The 21142-nt window shown below is 59.5% G+C and carries 19 protein-coding genes; 13 read left to right on the forward strand and 6 right to left on the reverse strand.

The genetic code is table 11. The features are described 5' to 3' along the window. Window position 1: 1 nt before the first annotated feature. On the reverse strand, window positions 2-457 hold the full coding sequence (locus ACR0B0_RS18160; RefSeq protein ID WP_254428615.1) for a class I SAM-dependent methyltransferase: 456 nt from the start codon (window positions 455-457) through the stop codon (window positions 2-4). Between the two features lie 275 nt (window positions 458-732). On the opposite strand from ACR0B0_RS18160, the gene ACR0B0_RS18165 reads away from it, so the two are divergent. The 5 genes from ACR0B0_RS18165 to ACR0B0_RS18185 are packed head-to-tail and all read left to right on the forward strand — an operon-like array spanning window position 733 to window position 7954. Then, entirely contained in the window at window positions 733-2505 is a 1773-nt protein-coding gene (locus tag ACR0B0_RS18165) for an ABC transporter ATP-binding protein (RefSeq protein ID WP_170351798.1), read from the forward strand. Further along, a complete protein-coding gene (locus tag ACR0B0_RS18170; RefSeq protein WP_480649004.1) occupies window positions 2498-4408 on the forward strand; it encodes an ABC transporter substrate-binding protein in 1911 nt (636 codons plus the stop codon). Before ACR0B0_RS18165 ends, ACR0B0_RS18170 begins: the two co-directional genes overlap by 8 nt. Before the next feature lie 14 nt (window positions 4409-4422). Further along, window positions 4423-5451, forward strand: a complete 1029-nt coding sequence (locus tag ACR0B0_RS18175; protein WP_170351800.1) for an ABC transporter permease — start codon at window positions 4423-4425, stop codon at window positions 5449-5451. Beyond that, a complete protein-coding gene (locus ACR0B0_RS18180) occupies window positions 5448-6602 on the forward strand; it encodes an ABC transporter permease (protein ID WP_170351801.1) in 1155 nt (384 codons plus the stop codon). Before ACR0B0_RS18175 ends, ACR0B0_RS18180 begins: the two co-directional genes overlap by 4 nt. Next, window positions 6599-7954, forward strand: coding sequence for a CoA transferase (locus tag ACR0B0_RS18185; protein ID WP_170351802.1), 1356 nt, complete (start codon window positions 6599-6601; stop codon window positions 7952-7954). Before ACR0B0_RS18180 ends, ACR0B0_RS18185 begins: the two co-directional genes overlap by 4 nt. An 88-nt stretch (window positions 7955-8042) precedes the next feature. Here the strand turns inward: ACR0B0_RS18185 and ACR0B0_RS18190 are convergent, their stop codons facing one another. Beyond that, window positions 8043-10409, reverse strand: coding sequence for a mechanosensitive ion channel domain-containing protein (locus ACR0B0_RS18190; RefSeq protein ID WP_480649006.1), 2367 nt, complete (start codon window positions 10407-10409; stop codon window positions 8043-8045). A gap of 371 nt (window positions 10410-10780) precedes the next feature. Here ACR0B0_RS18190 and ACR0B0_RS18195 point away from each other — a divergent pair, with 371 nt between their 5' ends. From ACR0B0_RS18195 to ACR0B0_RS18225, 7 genes are read left to right on the forward strand one after another with little or no spacing between them, the layout of a single operon-like run. Continuing rightward, entirely contained in the window at window positions 10781-11995 is a 1215-nt protein-coding gene (locus tag ACR0B0_RS18195) for a glycosyltransferase family protein (RefSeq protein WP_170351804.1), read from the forward strand. Beyond that, entirely contained in the window at window positions 11992-13239 is a 1248-nt protein-coding gene (locus ACR0B0_RS18200; protein WP_480649008.1) for a glycosyltransferase family 4 protein, read from the forward strand. The genes ACR0B0_RS18195 and ACR0B0_RS18200 overlap by 4 nt, the downstream gene beginning before the upstream one ends. Further along, window positions 13239-14315, forward strand: a complete 1077-nt coding sequence (locus tag ACR0B0_RS18205) for a glycosyltransferase family 4 protein (protein WP_480649010.1) — start codon at window positions 13239-13241, stop codon at window positions 14313-14315. The genes ACR0B0_RS18200 and ACR0B0_RS18205 overlap by 1 nt, the downstream gene beginning before the upstream one ends. Further along, window positions 14312-14896, forward strand: coding sequence for a histidine phosphatase family protein (locus ACR0B0_RS18210; protein ID WP_480649012.1), 585 nt, complete (start codon window positions 14312-14314; stop codon window positions 14894-14896). The genes ACR0B0_RS18205 and ACR0B0_RS18210 overlap by 4 nt, the downstream gene beginning before the upstream one ends. Further along, window positions 14893-16035: a glycosyltransferase family protein gene (locus tag ACR0B0_RS18215; RefSeq protein ID WP_480649014.1), complete on the forward strand. Its 1143-nt coding sequence runs from the start codon at window positions 14893-14895 to the stop codon at window positions 16033-16035. Before ACR0B0_RS18210 ends, ACR0B0_RS18215 begins: the two co-directional genes overlap by 4 nt. Beyond that, window positions 16032-16799, forward strand: coding sequence for a polysaccharide deacetylase family protein (locus ACR0B0_RS18220; RefSeq protein WP_480649016.1), 768 nt, complete (start codon window positions 16032-16034; stop codon window positions 16797-16799). Before ACR0B0_RS18215 ends, ACR0B0_RS18220 begins: the two co-directional genes overlap by 4 nt. Beyond that, window positions 16796-17272, forward strand: coding sequence for a class I SAM-dependent methyltransferase (locus ACR0B0_RS18225; protein ID WP_480649018.1), 477 nt, complete (start codon window positions 16796-16798; stop codon window positions 17270-17272). The genes ACR0B0_RS18220 and ACR0B0_RS18225 overlap by 4 nt, the downstream gene beginning before the upstream one ends. On the opposite strand, the gene ACR0B0_RS18230 is transcribed toward ACR0B0_RS18225, so the two are convergent. Beyond that, complete coding sequence (locus ACR0B0_RS18230; RefSeq protein WP_480649020.1) at window positions 17273-18412, reverse strand: alpha-D-ribose 1-methylphosphonate 5-triphosphate diphosphatase; 1140 nt, start codon at window positions 18410-18412, stop codon at window positions 17273-17275. A gap of 52 nt (window positions 18413-18464) precedes the next feature. On the opposite strand from ACR0B0_RS18230, the gene ACR0B0_RS18235 reads away from it, so the two are divergent. Next, complete coding sequence (locus tag ACR0B0_RS18235; RefSeq protein ID WP_170351812.1) at window positions 18465-19148, forward strand: DUF1045 domain-containing protein; 684 nt, start codon at window positions 18465-18467, stop codon at window positions 19146-19148. Here the strand turns inward: ACR0B0_RS18235 and phnN are convergent. The 3 genes from phnN to phnK are packed head-to-tail and all read right to left on the reverse strand — an operon-like array spanning window position 19130 to window position 21140. After that, on the reverse strand, window positions 19130-19678 hold the full coding sequence (gene phnN, locus ACR0B0_RS18240; RefSeq protein ID WP_170351813.1) for a phosphonate metabolism protein/1,5-bisphosphokinase (PRPP-forming) PhnN: 549 nt from the start codon (window positions 19676-19678) through the stop codon (window positions 19130-19132). The genes ACR0B0_RS18235 and phnN overlap by 19 nt on opposite strands. After that, the gene (gene phnL, locus ACR0B0_RS18245) at window positions 19675-20358 is read right to left on the reverse strand and encodes a phosphonate C-P lyase system protein PhnL (RefSeq protein WP_170351814.1); all 684 of its coding nucleotides are present in this window, start codon (window positions 20356-20358) and stop codon (window positions 19675-19677) included. Before phnL ends, phnN begins: the two co-directional genes overlap by 4 nt. An 11-nt stretch (window positions 20359-20369) precedes the next feature. After that, window positions 20370-21140 carry a phosphonate C-P lyase system protein PhnK gene (gene phnK, locus ACR0B0_RS18250; RefSeq protein WP_425081459.1) on the reverse strand — a complete coding sequence of 257 codons (771 nt, stop codon included), beginning with the start codon at window positions 21138-21140 and terminating at the stop codon, window positions 20370-20372. Window positions 21141-21142 lie beyond the last annotated feature (2 nt).

A 21142-nucleotide genomic window follows, 5' to 3' on the forward strand; every position in this document is an offset into this window, starting at 1 on the left:
CTCAGCGGCGATAGACGAAGCACCGGCCCTGAACCGCACCGGGCGGCAAAGGCAATTCAGTCAGTTCGTCGAAATACATCCGATCACTGGAGACCATCAAACCACCTTCTGCGAGCAGAGGTTGGATCAACGGTGAAACAAATCTTGCAAAGGCGTCGTTCTTTTCTCGGTTATGCCCGCCAAGGTCCGCGTGGATCAGGCTTGCAGTGGCACCGAAACGCGTCAGCGCGGCGGGCAGCGTTTCGCGCACATCGCCCAGAATCACCCGATCCTCGGGGGGCGTTGAATCTGGGTGGGACGCCACCGCGCGTTCAAACACGTACACGGGGCGGTCTTTCACATATTGCGCCATGTGATGATAGGTCCGCCCATTGCCCAAACCCAATTCAAAGACCGGCCCCGCCATGCCACGCGATTCGGCAATGGCAAAATCCAGACAGGCGCGTTGCGACACCATGCGGTCAATGAACAGATCGAGTCGGCTTTGATCGTCGGGCACGGGGAAATCTCTCCTTGATATCAGTCGATTTGCCAGATGGGGTCGACATGGCCCGTGATCGCAAATCCTCAAGACTTTGTGTAGACAAATTGGTGTCAGTTTCACGTTTCCGCAACATTTCACCCCAAGAACGGGTTTGACTACCCCGCCCCAACCGCGCGAGACTGCGTCAAAAAACACGGGGAGTTGATCAAGCCGATGCCGACCTACGGCCCAACGGGTGGAATACCCGCATGACAGCTTTGTTGTCTGTCCGCGATTTGAGCATCGGTTTTGGTGCGGGCAACCCCGTTGTCAAAGGCGTCAATTTTGACGTCGAGGCGGGGCAGACACTTGCGCTGGTCGGCGAATCCGGTTCTGGCAAGACTATCTCGTGCAGGGCGGCGTTGCGGATTTTGCCACGCACCGCGCAAATTCGCAGCGGGACAATCATTCTGAATGATTCCAAAGGCACAGAGGATCTGACCAAGATTAGCGAAAAGCAGATGCGCGGCATTCGCGGCAACCGCGTTTCGATGATCTTTCAAGAACCGATGCGATCCCTGTCGCCGCTGCACAAGATCGGCAATCAGGTCAGCGAGGTTCTCTGGCTGCACCGTGGCGCCTCCGAGGCGCAGGCCCGCAAAGAAGTTTTGACTCAGTTCGAGCGCGTTGGCTTTCCCGATCCCCAACGTGCATATGATTCTTACCCGTTTGAATTGTCGGGTGGCATGCGCCAACGCGCCATGATTGCGATGGCGATGGTGTCCAAGCCGGAATTGTTGATCGCGGACGAGCCGACAACCGCGCTTGACGTGACGACACAGGCGCAGGTTCTGGGCCTGATCAAGGAATTGCAACGCGAAACCGGCATGGCACTGATCCTTGTCACCCATGATCTGGGCGTGGTCGCCAATATGGCAGAACAGGTCGTCGTCATGCACAAGGGCCGTGTGATGGAATCCGGGGCCGCCGCCCCGATCCTGACCTCACCCGCGCATCCTTACACGCAGCAATTGTTCAACGCCGCACCCGAGATACCGGACGAAGACTCAGTTGGGATACCGATGCCCGACGAGGATCTGATCCTACAGATCAAGAACGTCTCAAAAACTTACACCTTGCGATCCAGCAAGGGTTGGAAGGGTGAACAACTGATCCATGCCTGCCGTGGCGTTGACATGAAGCTCGCACGCGGCAAGACGCTGGCCGTGGTCGGCGAAAGCGGCTCGGGCAAGACCACGGCTGCGCGTATCGCGTTGGGCGCCGAACTTCCAGATCCCGGCGGCGAGGTTCTGTTCCGCACCTCGCCAACCGAAGACCCTATTACCGTCCACCACATGACCCGCGCCCAGCGCACTGCGTTTCAGCGAAAGGCGCAAATGGTGTTTCAAGACCCCTACAGCTCGCTCAGCCCGCGCATGCGCATTCAGGATGCGATGACCGAGCCGTTGGAGATTCACAAGATCGGCACCGCATCTGAACAGCGTGACAAAGCCGCCGAGATGCTGCTGCGGGTTGGGCTGAACGCCGACATGCTGAAACGCTACCCTCATGCCTTTTCTGGTGGTCAGCGACAGCGTCTGTCCATTGCCCGCGCCATGATGCTGGACCCGCAGCTGATCGTGTGCGACGAACCTACATCGGCTTTGGATGTCTCGGTTCAGGAACAAATCCTGACCCTGCTGGAAGATTTGCAGGACAGTCTGAACCTGTCCTACTTCTTTATCTCTCACGACCTTGCCGTTGTGGCGCGCATTGCCGACGAGGTTGCCGTGATGCGCCGCGGGCTGGTCGTTGAACAGGCCCCGCCCGAGACCCTTTTCTACAATCCCCGCCACCCGTACACCAAGGCGCTGATTGCCGCCCAGCCAGAACCTGACATCAACCGCCCAATCGACCTGAAATTGGTTGCTTTGGGCGCAGGTTCGCCGGACAGTTGGGATGACGCCTTCCGATTTACTGACTCCGTGATACCTTCGCTGGTAGAGATGGAACCCGGCCATAAGGTACGATGCCATGTTTAAGACCACTCGCCCCCTGCTTCTGGCTGCCACGCTGACGGCTGCGTGGATGCTGCCCGCCTCGGCGGAAACACCCACCCCAAAGGAAAGCGGATTTTGGGAAAGTGAGGTGAGCGCGGGCAATCTGCCACCTGTTCAGGATCGCCTTCCCGATGAACCGCTGGTTGTCGATCTGGCGGCGAAGGGGCGTGAATTTGGAACGCCAGGCGGCACTTTGCGCACCATGGTCACCCGGTCCAAGGACATCCGCCAGATGGTTGTCTATGGCTATGCCCGGCTGGTGGGTTTCAACGAGAATTACGAACTTGTACCCGACCTGCTCGAGTCCTACGAAAACGAAGACAACCGCAAGTTTACCCTGAACCTGCGCGAGGGGCATAAATGGTCAGACGGATCGCCGTTTACATCCGAGGATTTCAGGTACTGGTGGGAAGATGTCGCAAATAACGAGCTGCTCAGCCCGTCCGGCCCGCCCGATTTTCTGATCGTCGAAGGCAAAACGCCAATGGTGAGTTACCCCGACGAAACCACGGTTGTTTTCGAATGGGAGGACCCGAACCCGGATTTCCTGCAATCACTGGCACAGGCGCGCCCGCCCTTCATTTACCGACCGGCCGCATTTCTGAAGCCGTATCACGAGAAATATGCAGATCCCGAAGAAATGGCCGCGCTGGTCGAAGACAACCGGGTCAAAAGCTGGGCGGCACTGCACAACAAACTGGATAACCTTTATAAATTCGACAACCACGAACTACCCACACTGCAGCCATGGCTGAATGCCAGCTCGGGCAAGAAAATCCGGCATAACTTTGTACGCAACCCCTATTACCACCGCATCGACAGCAACGGTGTGCAGTTGCCCTATATCGACGTGGTCGAGATGGAGATTGTCGCCCCCGGTCTGGTCGCAGCAAAAACCAATGCCGGTGAAACCGACCTGCAAGGGCGTGGTCTGGCGTTCCGCGATGCGTCAATCCTGAAGAAGGGTGAAGAGGTCGGGAACTACAAGACACGGCTGTGGAAAACCGGTGTCGCGTCGCAGATCGCAATCTATCCGAACCTGAACTTTGCTGATGACGGTTGGCGCGACGTTCTGCGCGATGTCCGCGTGCGCCGTGCCCTGTCGCTTGCCATCGACCGCAAGACGATCAATCAGGCGCTGTATTTCAAATTGGCCCAACCCGGCGCGATGTCGGTTCTGCCCGCGTCGCCGTTCTATGATGAGGAAAACGCTCAGGCATGGGCGCAATACGACATCGAAATGGCCAATGCCCTACTGGATGAGGCCGGATTGACCGAGCGGGACAAGAACGGCATCCGCATGCTGCCCGATGGCCGCCCGATGGAACTGATCATCGAAACTGCCGGTGAACGGCAGGAGGTCGAGAACGCGCTGCAGATCGTCACCGACACCTGGCGCGAGATTGGCGTCGCTCTGGTCATGCGACCGCTGGACAGGGACATCTTGCGCAACCGCGTTTTTGCTGGAAACACAATGGCTTCAGTCTGGTTTGGCTGGGATGACGGTATTCCGCAGGCCCACACCTCGCCCGCCTATCTGGCGCCGACCGATCAGGTCTTTTTGGCTTGGCCCAAATGGGGTCAATTTTATCAAACCGGCGGCGACGCAGGCGAAGCCCCCGACATGCCCGAGGCAGAACGCCTGATGCAGTTGGCCCATGATTGGGAGGTCGCCACCAACGACGACGATCGCAAGGCAATCTGGACCGAGATGTTGAACATTCATGCCGAACAGCTATTTGCCATCGGCATTCTGAACGGCGCACCGCAGCCTGTGGTGGTGTCGAACCGCCTGCGCAACGTGCCCGAACAGGCCATGTGGGCATGGGAGCCCGGCGCCCATTTCGGCATTCACCGGCCGGACGAATTCTTCTTCGCCGACTGATCAGGAGCAGCTAAATGGTCATGCTGCGCTATGCGGTGTATCGCTTTTTCACGATGCTGCTGACTCTGTTGGTGGTGTCGGTGCTGATCTTCGTGATCATCAACCTTCCGCCTGGAGATTACCTGAGCAATCAGATCGCCGAGTTGCAGGCTTCCGGCCAGTCTGCCGGCGTGGCCAAGGCGGAATTTCTGCGTGCGGAATATGCGCTGGACCGGCCCGTCTGGGAACAATATCTGATCTGGATGGGATTCTGGCCCGGCCCGCACGGGTTCGAGGGGCTTCTGCAGGGCAACTATGGTTGGTCCTTCGAATTCGACCGCCCCGTGGCCGAGATTGTAGGCGATACCCTGTGGTTGACCGTAGTGGTCAACCTGGCCGCCATCCTGTTCGTCTACGCCGTCGCGCTGCCGCTTGGTGTCCTTGCTGCTGCCAAGTCCCGGACGTGGATCGACTACACGTCGGCTTTTGTGGGGTATCTGGGTCTGGCCACGCCGAACTTTCTGCTTGCGCTGATCCTGTTCTATTACGGCCACCGTTACTTCAACCTACCCATCGGCGGCTTGATGGACCCATCCTTTGAAGGCCAGCCGATGAGCTGGGACAAGTTGAAGTCCATTCTTGTCCACCTGATCGTCCCGACCTTTGTGATCGGCACCTCGGGGGCTTCGGCCATGATGCAACGCTTGCGTGCCAACATGCTGGACGAGTTGGGGAAACCCTATGTGGAAACCGCAATCGCCAAAGGGATGGCCCCGTCGCGGATGCTGGCGAAATACCCGCTGCGCGTGGCGTTCAACCCCTTCGTGGCGGATATCGGCAACCTGCTACCCTCGATGGTGTCCGGCTCGGTTTTGGTCTCGGTTGTTCTTGGCCTGCAAACCATCGGCCCGACCCTTCTGACGGCACTGAAAACGCAGGATCAGTTCCTGTCCGCCTTTATTCTGATGTTCGTGGCCCTGCTGACCCTCATCGGCACCATGATATCTGACATTCTGCTGGTCATGCTTGACCCGCGCATCCGGTACGAGGGGCGTGAAGCATGACCCAACATTCCGATGGTCGCTATGTCGACGACGCCCCCTATGACCCGGACGCCGCCCTGCAACAGCTCGAGCGTGCCGATCTGGACGCGCCAAACTGGGTGCTGGTTTGGCGCAAGTTCAAAACTCACAAGCTGGGCTTGATCTCGGGCATTTTCCTGCTGCTGTGTTATCTGATGCTGCCTTTCGCAGGGTTCATCGCGCCTTATGGTCCGAATGAACGCAACGGAGAGCATCTTTATGCGCCGCCGCAAAGCGTCAACTGGTTCTATGAGGGCAAATTCATCGGCCCCCATGTCTTTCCCATCGTTGCCGAGGCCGATCTGGAAACCTTCCAATGGAAATTCGTACCCGACCTCGAAGATCCGCGCCCGATCAAGTTTTTCTGTGAAGGGTCGGAATACAAACTGGCTGGCCTAATCAAATCCGACACTCACCTGTTCTGCGCGCCCGAAGGGGCGACGCTGTTCCTGTGGGGGTCGGACCGTCTGGGCCGGGATGTGTTCAGTCGCATTCTCTACGGCGCGCAGCTGTCGCTGACCGTAGGTTTAATCGGCATCTCGGTGTCTTTCACCCTTGGAATTATCTTCGGTTCGATGGCCGGCTATTTCGGCGGCAAGATCGACTGGGTGATCAACCGGGTCATTGAAATCCTGCGCTCTTTGCCTGAACTACCCCTGTGGTTGGCCCTGTCCGCCGCGGTGCCTTCGAATTGGAGCCCGGTGGCGGTGTTTTTCATCATCTCGATCATCCTCGGCATCCTCGATTGGCCCGGTCTGGCCCGATCCGTGCGCGCCAAATTCCTGTCGCTGCGCGAAGAGGAATACGTGCGCGCCGCCGAGATGATGGGCGCAAGCTCGGGCCGCGTGATCCGCAAACACCTGCTGCCCAACTTCATGTCCCACCTGATCGCATCGGCCACCTTGTCGATCCCGGCGATGATCCTTGGAGAAACGGCGCTCAGCTTCCTTGGCCTTGGGCTGCGCGCTCCTGCGGTCAGCTGGGGGGTGATGCTGAATGACGCGCAGAACCTGGCCTCGATCGAGATCTATCCGTGGACGGCAATTCCAATGCTGCCAATCATTGTCGTTGTACTGGCGTTCAACTTCCTGGGCGACGGATTGCGCGACAGTCTGGACCCGTACCAGCAATGAGCCTGATTTCCGCCCTCCCCGCCGCAGACAGCTACAAGTCGACCGGGAAGGGCGCATGGTCCAGCGCGTTTGCTGTATCCGAACTGGCAACCGCCAGTTTCGCTGCCGTTGGTCAAGAGTTGGCGCGCCTGATCACAGCAATGAACCTTGCCCCCACAACGCCTGAGATATCGGTCAATCATCGTTTGGCTTCGCTGTGGTACGGGTCTTCGTTCAAACCAGACGGGTGGGAGATGCCCAGCCTCTGGGACCCAATCGCCGGGGATTATCAGGCGTCGGATGGCTGGATCAGGCTGCACACCAATCTGCCCTCCCACCGGGCAGCGGCGCTGAAGGTGCTGAAGGCGCAAGCCAACCGGGACGCAGTTGCACAGGCTGTGAAAGACTGGTCCATCGCCGATTTAGAAACCTCGGTTGTGGCCGAGGGCGGCGCGGCCGCCGCGATGCGCGGTCGGACCGAATGGCTGGAACACCCGCAAGGGCGGGCGGTGTCGCGCGATCCGCTGATCGGATGGCACAGCCCGCGGCATATCACGCCGCGCGACCGTCCCGAGGCAACGGCTCGACGTCCGCTGGCAGGCTTGCGCGTTCTGGACCTGACGCGTGTTCTGGCCGGACCGGTCTCGACCCGTACGCTTGCGGGGTTCGGTGCCGAAGTTCTGCGCATCGACCCGCCCGGATGGGATGAGCCGGGTGTCATTCCGGGTATTTCACTGGGCAAACACTGCGCCTATCTAGATCTGAAATCGCCAGCCGGTCTGAAGAAGCTGGAAGACCTGCTGGCGCAAGCAGATGTCTTCATTCATGGCTACCGCCCGGGTGCGCTGGATGCGCTTGGACTGACCAAGATAAAACGTGATGAACTGGCTCCCAACCGAATTGAGGTCACTCTGAACGCTTATGGCTGGCAGGGGCCGTGGTCCAACAGACGTGGTTTTGACAGCCTCGTACAGATGAGCGCTGGCATCGCAGACGCGGGTCGCGCTTGGGCCAAGGCCGAAAAACCCACCCCTCTGCCGGTTCAGGCGCTGGATCACGCGACAGGCTATCTGATGGCTGCGACGGTCCTGTCAGCAATGGCCGAAGCCGCGTCTGCAAACTCCATCATGCTGGCGCAGCTGTCCCTGGCCCGCACAGCGGAACTACTGGCTGCGTTGGCAAAATCCGAGCAGGACGAAGAGATCACAACCCCCACAACTTCCGATTACGCACAAGAGATTGAAGCTTCCGGCTGGGGCCCCGGCCATCGCCTGAAACCGGCTTTGTCCGTTGGCCAGGCCCATATGTCATGGCCTCTGCCAGCCGCGAAGCTGGGCACATCCCAACCTATCTGGCCTTCGCTGACCACCTGAGCCAACCGCCGCGCGGTACGCGCGGCCCGGCCCAACACTTTGGGGGGCGTCTCGTCAGAGACGCATCCCAAGGGGGCGGGAGCCTTCCCTAGCGATCATCCCCGCCGGGGCCGATATCGTCCAGATAATCCTCATCAATCGCCGCCTGCACCGCGCCGGTCACGGCTTCACGCTGCTTCGGCGTCAGATCCTCGGGTTCTTTGCCTTCGGCCAGCCGCACGGTGACTTCGCGATGAGCAAACTTGATCCCTTCGCGTGCGAATAGCTCGCGGATATCTTGATAGACTCTCTTGCGCACCAGCCACTGGTCACCGGGTTTGGTCATGAACTTGACCCGGATGATCATCGCGGAATCCTGCATCTCAATCACGCCCTGCGATTTCAACGGCTGGATAAAGTTGTCGCCGATCACGGGGTCGCTCAGCAATTGCTGACCCAGCTTCTTGATCAGCTTGCGCACCTTTTCAACATCGGTGTCATAGGTCACACGCAACGGCAATTTCATGATCACCCAATCGCGGGAATAGTTGGTCAGCACCTTGATCTCACCAAAGGGAATAGTGTTCAGCGCGCCCAGATGGTGACGCAACTGGAATGAACGAACCGAGATTTTTTCAACCGTCCCCTTCACATCCCCGATGTCGATGTATTCTCCTTTACGAAAGGCATCATCCATCAGGAAGAACGCCCCCGAAAAGATATCGCGCACCAGCGTTTGCGAGCCGAACCCAACAGCCAGACCTACCACCCCGGCACCGGCAAACAGCGGGCTGACATTAATCCCCAACTCCATCAACACGATCAAAACGATGGTAACGACGACAACGGCCAGGATCGCCCCACGGAACAGGGGCAGCAGGGTCGCCAGACGGCTTTGCCCGCCTTCGCCGCCTTCATCGCCCAACTCGGCCTCTTCGCCGCCATCATCGGTTTCTTCAGCAATTTTCGAGTCGATCCAGATGCGGAAGAAGTGGAAGAGAATATAGCCGATGAACAGGATGACCATCACATCCAGCGCACGCTCGACCGGCAAGTCCTCGCTCCAGCTGGCTTCGGGGTTCCAGATCACCACCAACGCATAAAGCCCGACCACAAAGGCCAAAATCCCTGCCACGCGACGGGCCAAATCCTCATATGTCAGGATCGAATGTTGGCGCAGTTCCGCCTCGGGTGTCTCGACGGCTTCATCATCCTCTTCCGTGGCCGCCGCATTCATGTCTTCCATTTGGCGGTTACGGTCAAAGTAACGCTCCAGCAGGTAATTCATTGCTCCGTAGGCCACGACCACAGACATGAAAATCAAATAGCTGCTGGCCACGATCGGCAGAGAATTCTCATTCTCAAGCACCAGATCCACCGCCAGCTTGAACCAGCTGAATACGATATAGACAACCAGCACAGGCGCCCACGCGAATGAGATGAACCGCAAAATCCACGACACTTGGTCCGGTGCGCGCCCGCCGCGAATGGCATTCGAAATGGCGCGCGCATTGAACATGATCATCAACAAATTACCCAGCGCGCCCAACATGGTCAGGCCACCATAGACCAAGGCATAGACATTGTAGTTCAACCCAAAATCCGCCACCCAAGTGGCGAACAACACAACCGAGATGTCGTAGGTCGCCAGCGCCGACGCCCAGAAATACAGCCGCTTTGCGTCTCGATCTGAGAAGGGCGGCAAACGGTATTGGCTCAGATAAGGGGACAGAACCATCCGCCACAGGTCGGATATCGTGCGCGACAGGAAAAACGCCGTAAAGATCGCAGTGACCGTAAACTGAATCGAGATATCTTCGGCTTCACCAAAGAACAGGTACCCCACGATCAGCGCCATCAGCATCGCAAAGATCGTGCCCCCGATCCCCATGAAAAACCGGAACACCAAAAACGGCATTTTCTCCCGATAGCCCTGCGGGTTTTCCTTGGACCGTGCCACAACCAGCTTTTTGGCCATGCGCTTGCCGTAAATCTCGGTGGACAGCCAGCGCCCCAGCAGCAGAAACAGAATGTTCCACGCCAGAACCTCGACATAGGTCTGAATGCGGCCATCCGGGCTGGTCTGCCGCAGGACGTACTGAACTTCGAAAATAGAATAGGGCAAAGCCTCTAGGCGCGATTCCATGGACTCGCGGAACTTTGAGAACCTTTCCTGCGCTTTCATCAGTTGCGATCCGTCGCCCATCGGCCCATGCGCGTCCTCGGCCGAGGCATCAGCACCTGGCCGACCGCCCGAAGACACAACCTGCCCCGCGCTGTCGATGACAATTATGCTGGCGCCGGCCTCGGTTGCCGCCTTGATCGCGGCAGCCAGATCACCATCGGTCCCAGTTTCGGCCTCAGACTCTGAGGTATATCCGGGGATCAAAGGGACTTGCGCCGATGCCTCTGTGACGAAGGCCGCAGCAAACGCCCACAGGATCAGAGCCATTCCAGCAATTAGTCTGAGTTTCATCAATTTTTCTGTCCAAGTCGTATGTTGCATCGCAGGTTACAGAAGCGCCTAAGCGTATTCAAATATTCAGCGTTTCACGGCTCAAGTTCGTGTCATTTCGTGTTTCGGCTGCAATGCAGGCGACAAGAGTGTTTGCAACCTTGGAAAAACTGAATATGACCGACCCAGTAGTATGAGTGGAATGGCAAGATCAACGCAGGGTGTAACGGGGAAAAACGCCCCAATACCATCTGTACTTTGGCTGTTGCCATTTCGCCATGTTTGACGAATTTGCACAATCTCGGCACCCCCTTTGGCAAGCGGCGTCAAAGAATATACGGTAACGGAGTTTAACGCGCGGATTTGCACCCAGGGACACGACAGGCGAAGGCATGAGCCTAGGAATACAAAACAACATCACCGGCCGTGCGCCGCGCATACTGTTCTACAGCCACGATACATTTGGATTGGGGCATCTGCGCCGGTCGCGCGCCCTTGCCGCAGCTATCACGCAAGCCAACCCGCAAGCGTCAGCCCTGATCCTGACCGGGTCACCCGTGGCAGGTCGGTTCACCTTTCCGCGCCGGGTCGACCACGTGCGCCTGCCAGGTGTGACCAAACGTGCCGATGGCTCGTATGCAGCGCGCACCATTGGCATGGGGATCGAAGAGGTAACCGAACTGCGCGCAGGTCTGATCCAGACTGCCGTCCAGCAATTCGACCCCGATATGCTGATCGTCGACAAGGAACCCACCGGTTTTCGTGGGGAGTTGCTGCCGACACTGGAACATCTGTTGCATTCGCAACGCACCAAGCTGGTTCTTGGCCTGCGCGACGTGCTGGACGAACCCGAAGTTCTGGCCGCCGAGTGGGAGCGGAAAGAGGCCCTTGCCGCGACCGAGCGCTTCTATCACGAAATCTGGGTTTACGGTCTGCGCTCGATCTATGATCCGACCAAAGGGCTGCCGCTTAGCCACGCGGCGCAATCGCGCACGCATTGGACCGGTTACCTGCGGCGGGATCTTGGCCCTGTAGGCGAGCCACCTGAACAACCCTACATCCTGATCACGCCAGGTGGCGGTGGCGACGGTAAGGCGATGGTGAACCAGGTTCTCTCCGCTTACGAAAAAGACCCTACCCTGTCGCCGCGTGCAGTGCTGGTTTACGGCCCCTTTCTTTCCGGTGAGTTGCGTGAAGAATTCGAGACCCGCGTTGCCGCGTTGAATGGCCGGGTGACCGCCGTGGGGTTCGAATCCCAGATCGAAACGCTTTTTGCGGGGGCCGCCGGGGTGGTCTGTATGGGCGGTTACAATACTTTCTGCGAAGTTCTGTCCTTTGACAAACGTGCCGTCATCGTGCCTCGCACGACGCCACGACTAGAACAGTGGATTCGCGCCTCGCGCGCAGAAGGGCTGGGCCTTGTGCGGATGCTGGACGAAAACCGCGACGGGCTGACAGCGGATGCGATGATCGAGGCGATCCGCGACCTGCCGCACCAACCCCTGCCATCGCAGACCATTCAGGACGGGCTGCTGGACGGGTTGGATTATGTCATCGACCGCGTTGACGCGTTGCTAGGCCAGGAACAGGAACGGGCCATCGGATGACCACAGCCCAGCCGAAACTGGCGGTGCTGGTCAAAGGGTGGCCGCGCCTGTCCGAGACGTTCATTGCCCAGGAACTTGTCGCCCTGCAAGAGGCCGGGCACAGCTTTGACATCTGGTCTTTGCGCCATCCGACCGACGTAAAACGGCACCCGCTGCACGACCGTTTTCAGGGTCAGGTGCATTACCTGCCAGAATACCTTTACGAAGAACCACAGCGTGTCTGGGCTGCGCGACAGACTGCGCAAGCCCTGCCGGGCTATGCCGAGGCCTACCGGGTCTGGCGCGCCGATCTGCGCCGTGATCCGACCCACAACCGCATACGGCGTTTTGGTCAGGCCTGCGTTCTGACCGCCGAATTACCCGACGTGACACAAGTGATGTATGCGCATTTCATGCACACCCCATCCTCGGTCGCGCGCTACGCCGCCATCATGCGTGGCCTGCCGTGGAGTTTTTCTGCCCACGCCAAGGACATCTGGACATCTCCCGAGTGGGAAAAGATCGAAAAACTGCGCGCCGACACCCATGGAGCGGCTTTTGGTGCGACCTGCACGGCAATTGGGGCCGACCATCTACGCAGTTTGGCCGACGATCCCGCGCGGGTTGATCTGATCTATCACGGGCTGGATCTGAACCGTTTTCCATCTCCGCCGAACCGTACGCCACGCGCGCCGGACGGGCCATTTAACATGCTCTCGGTCGGTCGTCTGGTCGAGAAAAAGGGCTTTGACCGGCTGATCGAGGCATTTGCCATGCTGCCAGAAACGCTGGACTGGCACTGGACGCACATTGGCGGCGGAACACTTGGCAATACCTTGCGTTATCGGGCCGACGCCGCTGGCCTGTCGCAACGGATCACGTGGCAAGGCGCTTGTGATCAACCCGAAGTGATCGAAGCAATGCGCAGCGCAGACCTGTTTGTGCTTCCCAGCCGGATCGCCAGTGACGGAGACCGCGACGGGCTACCCAATGTTTTGATGGAGGCCGCATCACAGCTGTTGCCGATACTGTCGACGCCGGTATCGGCCATCCCCGAGTTTATTGAAACCGGCACCCACGGCGTCTTGTCCGACGATGATCCTGCCGCATTGGCCAGCGCCATCATCCATCTGGCCGCCGATCCGCAGCAAACTGCTTTGATGGCAAGTGCCGCCTATGATCGTTTGATCGCCGATTTCCGCATGGATCCCGGCATTGCCCGCCTGTCCAAACGACTGCGCGCATTGGGTTCGGACATAGGCTGATGGCACGAGTGGCCTATTACTCCCCGATGAAAGCGCCGGACAGCCCGGTGCCGTCGGGGGATCGCGAAATGGCCCGCAACCTGATGCAGGCGATCGCCGCGCAAGAGGATATGGTCGAACTGGCCTCGCGGCTGCGTACCTACGACAAAGCCGGGGACGCGCAGGTGCAGACCGCATTGCGCGCCAAGGCTGACGCCGAGGTGCAACGTCTGATCGCCGATCTTCCCGCGGACACCGCGCTTTGGGTGACCTATCACAACTATTACAAGGCCCCCGATCTGCTGGGCCCGCGTGTCTGCAAGGCGCGCAACATTCCCTACGTTCAGTTGGAAAGCACCCGCGCAACCAGCCGCCTGACAGGTCCCTGGGCCGGGTTTGCAAAAGCTGCACATGACGCCTGTGATGCGGCGCAGGTGATTTTCTACCACACCTCCAATGACCTGATCACTCTGGAACGGGAACGGTACGGGGATCAAAGCCTTGTGGAACTGCCCCCTTTCCTACCCCGGTCGGATTTGCCGCCCGCCTCGGGCTGTGAGGGGCCGATGCTGACCGTGGGCATGATGCGGCACGGTGACAAGCTGGCTTCTTACACTCTTCTAGCGCAGGCTCTGGCCTTACTGGACGGCGACTGGTCCTTGGATATTGCGGGTGATGGCCCAGCACGTCCCGAAGTCGAGGTGCTGATGGCGCCGTTCGGATCAAAGGTCCGGTTTCTGGGGCAATGTGACCGCGATGCTTTGCAGAAGCTGTACGGTGCGGCCTCGGTACTGGTTTGGCCGGGAGTGAACGAGGCCTATGGCATGATCTATCTTGAGGCGCAGGCCAGCGGTGTGCCTGTTGTAGCGCAGGACCGGCCCGGCGTGCGGGATGTGCTGTCCCCGTCGGACTATCCTTCGGTCGACGCTGGCCCCGAAGGATTGGCCGCACGGCTGCGCACCTTGCTGGATGACCTTTCTTTGCGCCTGTCACTGGGGGCCAAAGCCCGCGCGCGCGTGGCCGAACGTCACCTGATGCCCGCAGCAACCGACCGGTTCTGGCAGGCAACACGACCCTTGATGGAGGTTCGATCATGACCCGGCTAGCACTGCTTCGGCACGGTCACACCCATTGGAACCGCGCGGGCCGCATTCAGGGACGCAGTGATATACCGCTGGACGAAGATGCGCAGGCAGAGCTATCCGCTATGCAACTGCCCGCGCCATGGAAGGACGCGGACCTCTGGTCCAGCCCCCTGCTGCGGGCCAGCGAAACCGCCCGTCTGGTCGCGGGACGCGAGCCGCAGACTTCGGACGCGCTGACCGAGATGAACTGGGGTGATTGGGAAGGGTTACACGGGGTCGACCTGATTGCCGACCCCGACAGCGGATACCGCCATATCGAAGACTGGAGCTGGGATTTTCGCCCGCCAAACGGTGAAAGCCCAGCTGAGGTCTGGGCCCGTCTGCAGCCCTGGCTGAACGCGTTGTCGGGCGATACGGTTGCCGTCTGCCACATCGGTATTATGCGGGTCATTCTGGCGCGGGCCTGGGGATGGGATTTCAATGGCCCCGCCCCCTTTAAAATCAAACGCAACCGCATGTATATCGTCGATATGTCGACACTACGTCCCCAGCCCGAACCCGTCCGCCTGATCAGACCAGAGGCATCACAATGAAGGTGATGATTGTTGTCACGCACTTGTTGGGCACCGGGCATCTGAGCCGGGCGCTGACTTTGGGCCGGGCTTTCGTACGGGCCGGGCACGAGACCTTTGTTGTCTCGGGTGGAATGCCGGCACCACAGCTAGACAGCGCGGGCATGACCCTGTTGGGGCTTCCACCGCTGCGTTCGGACGGCACGGATTTCACCCGGCTTTTGACCCAAAGCGATGAAGTGGCCGATGCCGCCTATCTGACATCGCGCGAAACCGCATTGGTCGCAGCCGTGCAGAGTTTCGCACCTGATGTGCTGATCACCGAGCTTTTTCCCTTTGGTCGCCGGTCACTTGCGGCCGAGTTCAATGCCGCCTTGGTGGCCGCCAGGAACTTACCGCAACGGCCGGTCGTTCTGGGCTCGATCCGCGATATTCTGGCCCCGCCATCGAAGGCATCAAAGGCGGAACGCACGGAAGAGATCGTGTGCCAGTATTACGACGGTATCCTCGTCCATTCAGATCAAAGCGTTGTTCCGCTGGAGGTGAGCTGGCCGGTGACCGATCGATTGCGCTCGCGGTTGTTCTATACCGGTTTTGTTGCGCCCGAGGCGCCTGTGCCGCATCCTGACGCGGTGGGTGATGGCGAAATATTGGTCAGCGCCGGTGGCGGATCTGTGGGCCAGCCGATCTTTCGCGCGGCCATCGAGGCCGCCCAAAAGATACCCAACAGGCGCTGGCGCCTGTTGGTGGGCGGGCAGGACGCAAGGGCACGTATTGATCAACTGTCACAACTCGTGGGCGATGCCCAAGTGACGCTGGAACCGGTGCGCCCGGACTTCCGGCAAATGCTGCCCCATGCGGCGGCCTCAGTCAGTATGTGCGGCTACAACACGGCGCTGGATATTTTGCAATCGGGAACGCCTGCGGTTTTTATCCCGTTCGACGACGGCAAAGAGGTTGAGCAGGGTTTGCGTGGTCAGAGCCTCTCGGACCTGTCGGCCATCGATGTGTTGCCTAGCAAATCCCTTAATGGGGATTCATTAGCACGGGCCGTTGCGTCGGTCATGTCAGATGGCCCACGCCCGGTTTCAGCGCAGGGCTTTGACGGGGCCGCAAGATCGGTCGAGATTGCCGTGAACTTGCGGGAGCAAACAAGATGATGGACTGGCGCCCTTTGGAGGCGGAGTTGGACATCTGGCAGGCGCAGGGCTTGTCGCTGCCGCTGTGGTGGCGGGATGATGACGCCATATCAAGGACACCGCAGCTTGAAAGGCTGTCAGAGCTGTCACGGTCGCTTGGCCTGTCCGTTCATCTGGCGATCATTCCTCGTGATGCCGATGCCGGGCTGGGCGATTACGTCACGCAGCAGCAGTGGCTGATTCCTGTAGTGCATGGCTGGGCTCATCAAAACCACGCACCGCCTGACGAGAAGAAATCCGAATTCGGGTTGCACCGCCCGCTTGAGGCCATAATCGTCGACGCGCAATCCGGGCTGGAGCGCCTGCGTACTTTGTTCGGAGACAGGCTGTGTCCGATGTTTGTACCGCCCTGGAACCGCATCGCGCCCGATGTGGTGCAGGAATTACCTGATCTTGGGTATCGCATCGTCTCGACAGCGACACCGCGCAAGACGCGGGAACCTGTCCCAAGGCTGGAGCAGATCAACACCCATCTGGACCCGATTGACTGGCGCGGAACGCGCGGGTTGGTGGCGGCGGACAAGTTGATCATTCAGACAGCAGACCTTTTACGCGACCGGCGTGAAGGACGCGCCGACATTACCGAACCTTTTGGCGTCTTGACCCACCATCTGGTCCATGTTCAGGAGATCTGGACCTTTACCCAAGAGCTGCTGAGCCGACTTCTGGACGGCCCCGGTTTTGCCTGGGCAGGCCCCACAATACCAACCGGAGAACCCGAATGAGCCGACTGGATTCCATGCTACGCCGCCTGACCGCGCAACGCGACGGGTTGAATTGGGCGGTCGCGCAGATCAGCGACATGGACGGCGATGTTCTGGACATGGGGCTGGGCAACGGTCGCACCTATGACCATTTGCGGGAAATTCTGCCAGATCGGCGGATCTGGGTCATGGACCGGGTGCTGCAATGCCATCCGTCCAGCACCCCTCCGGCCGAGGACTTTCTGCAGGGCGAAGCGGAGCCCATGCTTGAAAAGCTTGGTATCGACGGGCCAAAGATCGCGCTGGCCCATTATGATTTTGGACGTGGCATCAAAGAAGACGATGTTGCCGAAGCAGCGCGTCTTAGCCCGCTAATTGCGCGGGTAATGCGGCCCGGCGGGTTGCTGATATCGGGGCAACCTCTAACCGGGTTCGAAGAGATCAAAGGTCCGGATACCATCGCGCCGGGCCGGTATCTGTTCTACCGCGCCTGATCAAGCCACGCGCCGTCCACGAGACCACACCCCGTTCAGCGCCGGGGCGCCATGGTGAAGACAGAATCGGATGATATCTGCGCGCGCGCCGCTGCGCAGTTCTCCGCGGTCGTCCAAACCAACAACCTGTGCTGGCGTCCGCGTCACCGTTCGCAGGCCACGGGCCATATTGCCCCATATCTCCCCCAGACGTGTAGCCGACAACAGCAACGCGGCGGGAACATAATCTGAGGAGAGAATGTCGAGATGGCCCAGATCGGCGAGTTCCTGAGCGGCCACATTGCCGGAATGCGACCCGCCCCGGATCAGATTAGGCGCCCCCATCATCACCTTTATCCCGTGTTCGCTGCAGGCGCGTGCGGCCTCGACGGTGGTGGGAAACTCGGCCAGCCGGATGCCGTGTCCTGCCGAGACTCGCACCTGTTCCGGTGTGGTGTCATCATGGCTGGCCAGCATGGCCCCAAACCGCTTGGCGGCCTTGACGGTTTCGACCTCGTGCTTGTCTCCGTTGCGCTTTCGCATTGCCTTGAGGTCCGCGACATGGCGCTGAAACCCTTCGCCCTCCAACCCCAGCTTTCCTTTCAGGTAAATCTCAAGTTTCGACATATCTTGAAACTGACGTTGGCCAGGTGTGTGATCCATCAACGAAACCAGCCCAACCCTATCTTCGGGGCCGAACTCGTTTAACTCCTCGACCAGGGTCTCTGAACACACCTCGGCCCGAAGATGCAGAAAATGGCTGATCTTCAACACGTCTTGTTCCCGTAGTTGCCACAGTTCACGAGACAGTTCGCGGGCGTATCGTCGGTAACGCTGGCCGCTGGGGATTGACCCGACGCGTATCGCATCGAAGACAGTGGTGATCCCGGTGCTGGCCAGCTCGGCATCATGGGCCAAGATGGCCGCCGCATGCGGCCAGTCGACCTTGGGGCGCGGTTGGATATGGCGTTCCAGATTGTCGGTGTGCAGCTCGACCAGACCGGGGCTGACATAGTCACCTTCGCAATCAATCGCGCCCGGGGGAACCGTGCGGCCGGTGGCGATCTCGGCAATCGATTCACCTACGATACGGACGCTGCCGGTGATCGTCTCATCGGCAAGAACAAGCATGGCATTGGCAAGGATCATTTCTTCTGTCATCTGAACTTCACACGGTCTGAACAAGTGGAAAGGCTGCGCACAGGAGGCCAACGTGACATTCACGCGATACGCGATCTATTTTATGCCCCCGGCGCGGGCGGAATGGACGAAATTCGCCACCAGCTGGCTGGGCTGGGATATGGAGGTCGGAACGCCCATTGCCCACCTGGTGATAAACGGTGTGGACGTTGCAGCCGTGACCGAGGTGCCGCGCAAATACGGGCTGCATGCGACGATGAAGCCCCCGTTTCGCCTGCGGTATGGGCAGTCGGTTGAAGCGTTGCACGACGCCTGCGCGCGGCTTGCGGCCACGCAGGCCCCGGTCGCCCTGGGCGGGCTGCAGATCGCCCGATTGGGTCGGTTTCTGGCTTTGCGTCCGATGGGGGATGAGGTCGCTCTGAACGCGCTGGCTGCCGCCTGTGTGCGTGATCTGGACAGCTTTCGTGCCCCGCCATCGGAGGCCGAACTGCACCGCCGCCGCGCCCATGGCCTGAACGCCCGGCAAGAGGCTAACCTGGTGCAATGGGGTTATCCGCATGTGATGGAGTCTTTCCGCTTTCACATCACCCTCAGCGGTAAATTGGACAAACCCACGTTGTCGACAGTTGAGCGCGCGCTGCAATCGCACCTTGTTCCCCTGCTGCCCGCGCCCTTTCAAATCAATGATCTGGCTTTGGTGGGCGAGGCAAGGGATGGGCGGTTTCACCTGATCCATCGCTACGTCCTTTCCGGCTGAAGCTGATCGAGAATGGCTTCAACCGTAGCCTCCAGCGGCCCGGAGTTGTCAATCTCGATCACCCGTTTCAGCCCCTCGGGCAAAGGCACTTTGGCACACGCCAACCTTCGTGTCTGCTCAGGTGCGCTCTCACGTCCGCGCATCAACAGGCGTTGCGCCAATACTTCAGGGTCAGCGGTCAGAGAGATCACGATCAGATCGCCAAACACCTCTTGGGCCTGCAACAAGACGGATCGGGACAGGTTCACCAATACGGCATCTGCCCTTTGCCGCTGTTGTTCAATGGTGCGGGGCACGCCGTAGAACAATCCATGCGCGGACCAGTGTAGCGCAAAGGCATCCCGCGCAACCATCTGATGAAACTCTTCAACAGACACTCGGTCGAAATCCTCACCCTCTTCGCCCTCGGGTCGCGTGATCACGCGGCGCGTCAAACAAATACCGATCGCACGTGCCACCAACGCCTGCATCACGCTGTCCTTGCCGACGCCTGACGGGCCCACGACGGCTATGACAGTGGCAAGGCTCATGCGGCCATTCCAGGTGCAAAGTCGGACAGGTCGAACTGGCGATCACAGACGCGCTTGCGTGCGTCGACATCGTGGAAAATGCCGACAATTGCCGCGCCGCGTGCCTTGGCCTGGGTGATCAGCGCCAGAACCGTCTCGCGGTTCTTTGCATCCAGTGAGGCCGTGGGCTCATCCAGCAACAACGCCGGATAGTCATGCACAAAGCCTCGCGCGATATTCACCCGCTGCTGTTCACCGCCGGAAAATGTCGTAGGGCTTAGGGTCCACAAGCGTTCGGGAATGTTCAGCCGCACCAGCAGATTAGCTGCTTTGTCCAGAGCCACTTGCCGGTCAAATCCGATGGCCAACAGTGGTTCGGCCACAACCTCAAGCGTTGGCACTCGTGGGACGACACGCAGGAATTGGCTGACGTATCCCAGCGTTTCGCGGCGCAGGTTCAAAATCTCACGCGGTTCAGCCTGAGCTACGTCGAGCCCACCAACCAGAACCTGACCGGATGCCGCGAGATAGTTGCCATAGATCACCCGCATCAAAGTCGACTTGCCCACCCCCGACACCCCGGTCAAAGCAACACACTCGCCAGGCATGACTTTCAGCGAAGCGCCTTCCATCACCGGGATCACGGCACCGTTCTGATTGTGCAGGGTAAAGCTTTTGCTGACACCTTTAAGTTCGATCATCGCCTTCCCTTTCACACTTGTAGTACGCTTGAAACCAAAAGCTGCGTATAAGCGTGCTGCGGATCGTCCAATACCTGATCGGTCAACCCGGCCTCAACCACGTGGCCGTCCTTCATCACCATCAACCGATCCGCCAGCAGCCGCACCACGGCCAGATCATGGGTGACGATTATGGCGCTCAGCCCCATCTCGCGCACCAGCCCCCGCAGCAAGTCCAGCAAGCGCGCCTGAACCGAGACATCCAGCCCACCGGTCGGTTCATCCATGAACACCAGCCGAGGCCCCGTCACCAGGTTGCGCGCGATCTGCAAGCGCTGCTGCATCCCACCGGAAAACGCGGTGGGGCGGTCATCAATGCGGTCTGTGTCAATCTCGACTCGCCCCAACCAATCCATGGCATCGCCTCGGATCGACCCATAGTGGCGGTTACCCAAGGCCATCAGCCGTTCGCCTATGTTCCCCCCCGCGCTGACCGACATGCGCAAACCGTCACTTGCATGCTGATGGACAAAGGCCCAATCCGTTCGCCCCAGCATCCGGCGTTCGGGTTCCGACATGGTCACTGTGTCCATCGGACCATCCGTGCGCGTGTCAAAGATCACCTGCCCCGTGTCTGGCTCCAGATAACCTGCCAGACAGTTCAGCAATGTTGTCTTGCCTGAGCCGCTTTCGCCAACAACCCCCATAACCTCACCCGGATAGAGATCAAAACTGACGCCAGTACATCCAATCCGCGCGCCATATGTCTTGGTGATGTCCTGAACGCTCAGCAGGGGTGTCATGC

The organism is Ruegeria sp. BA12, from assembly GCF_056539625.1.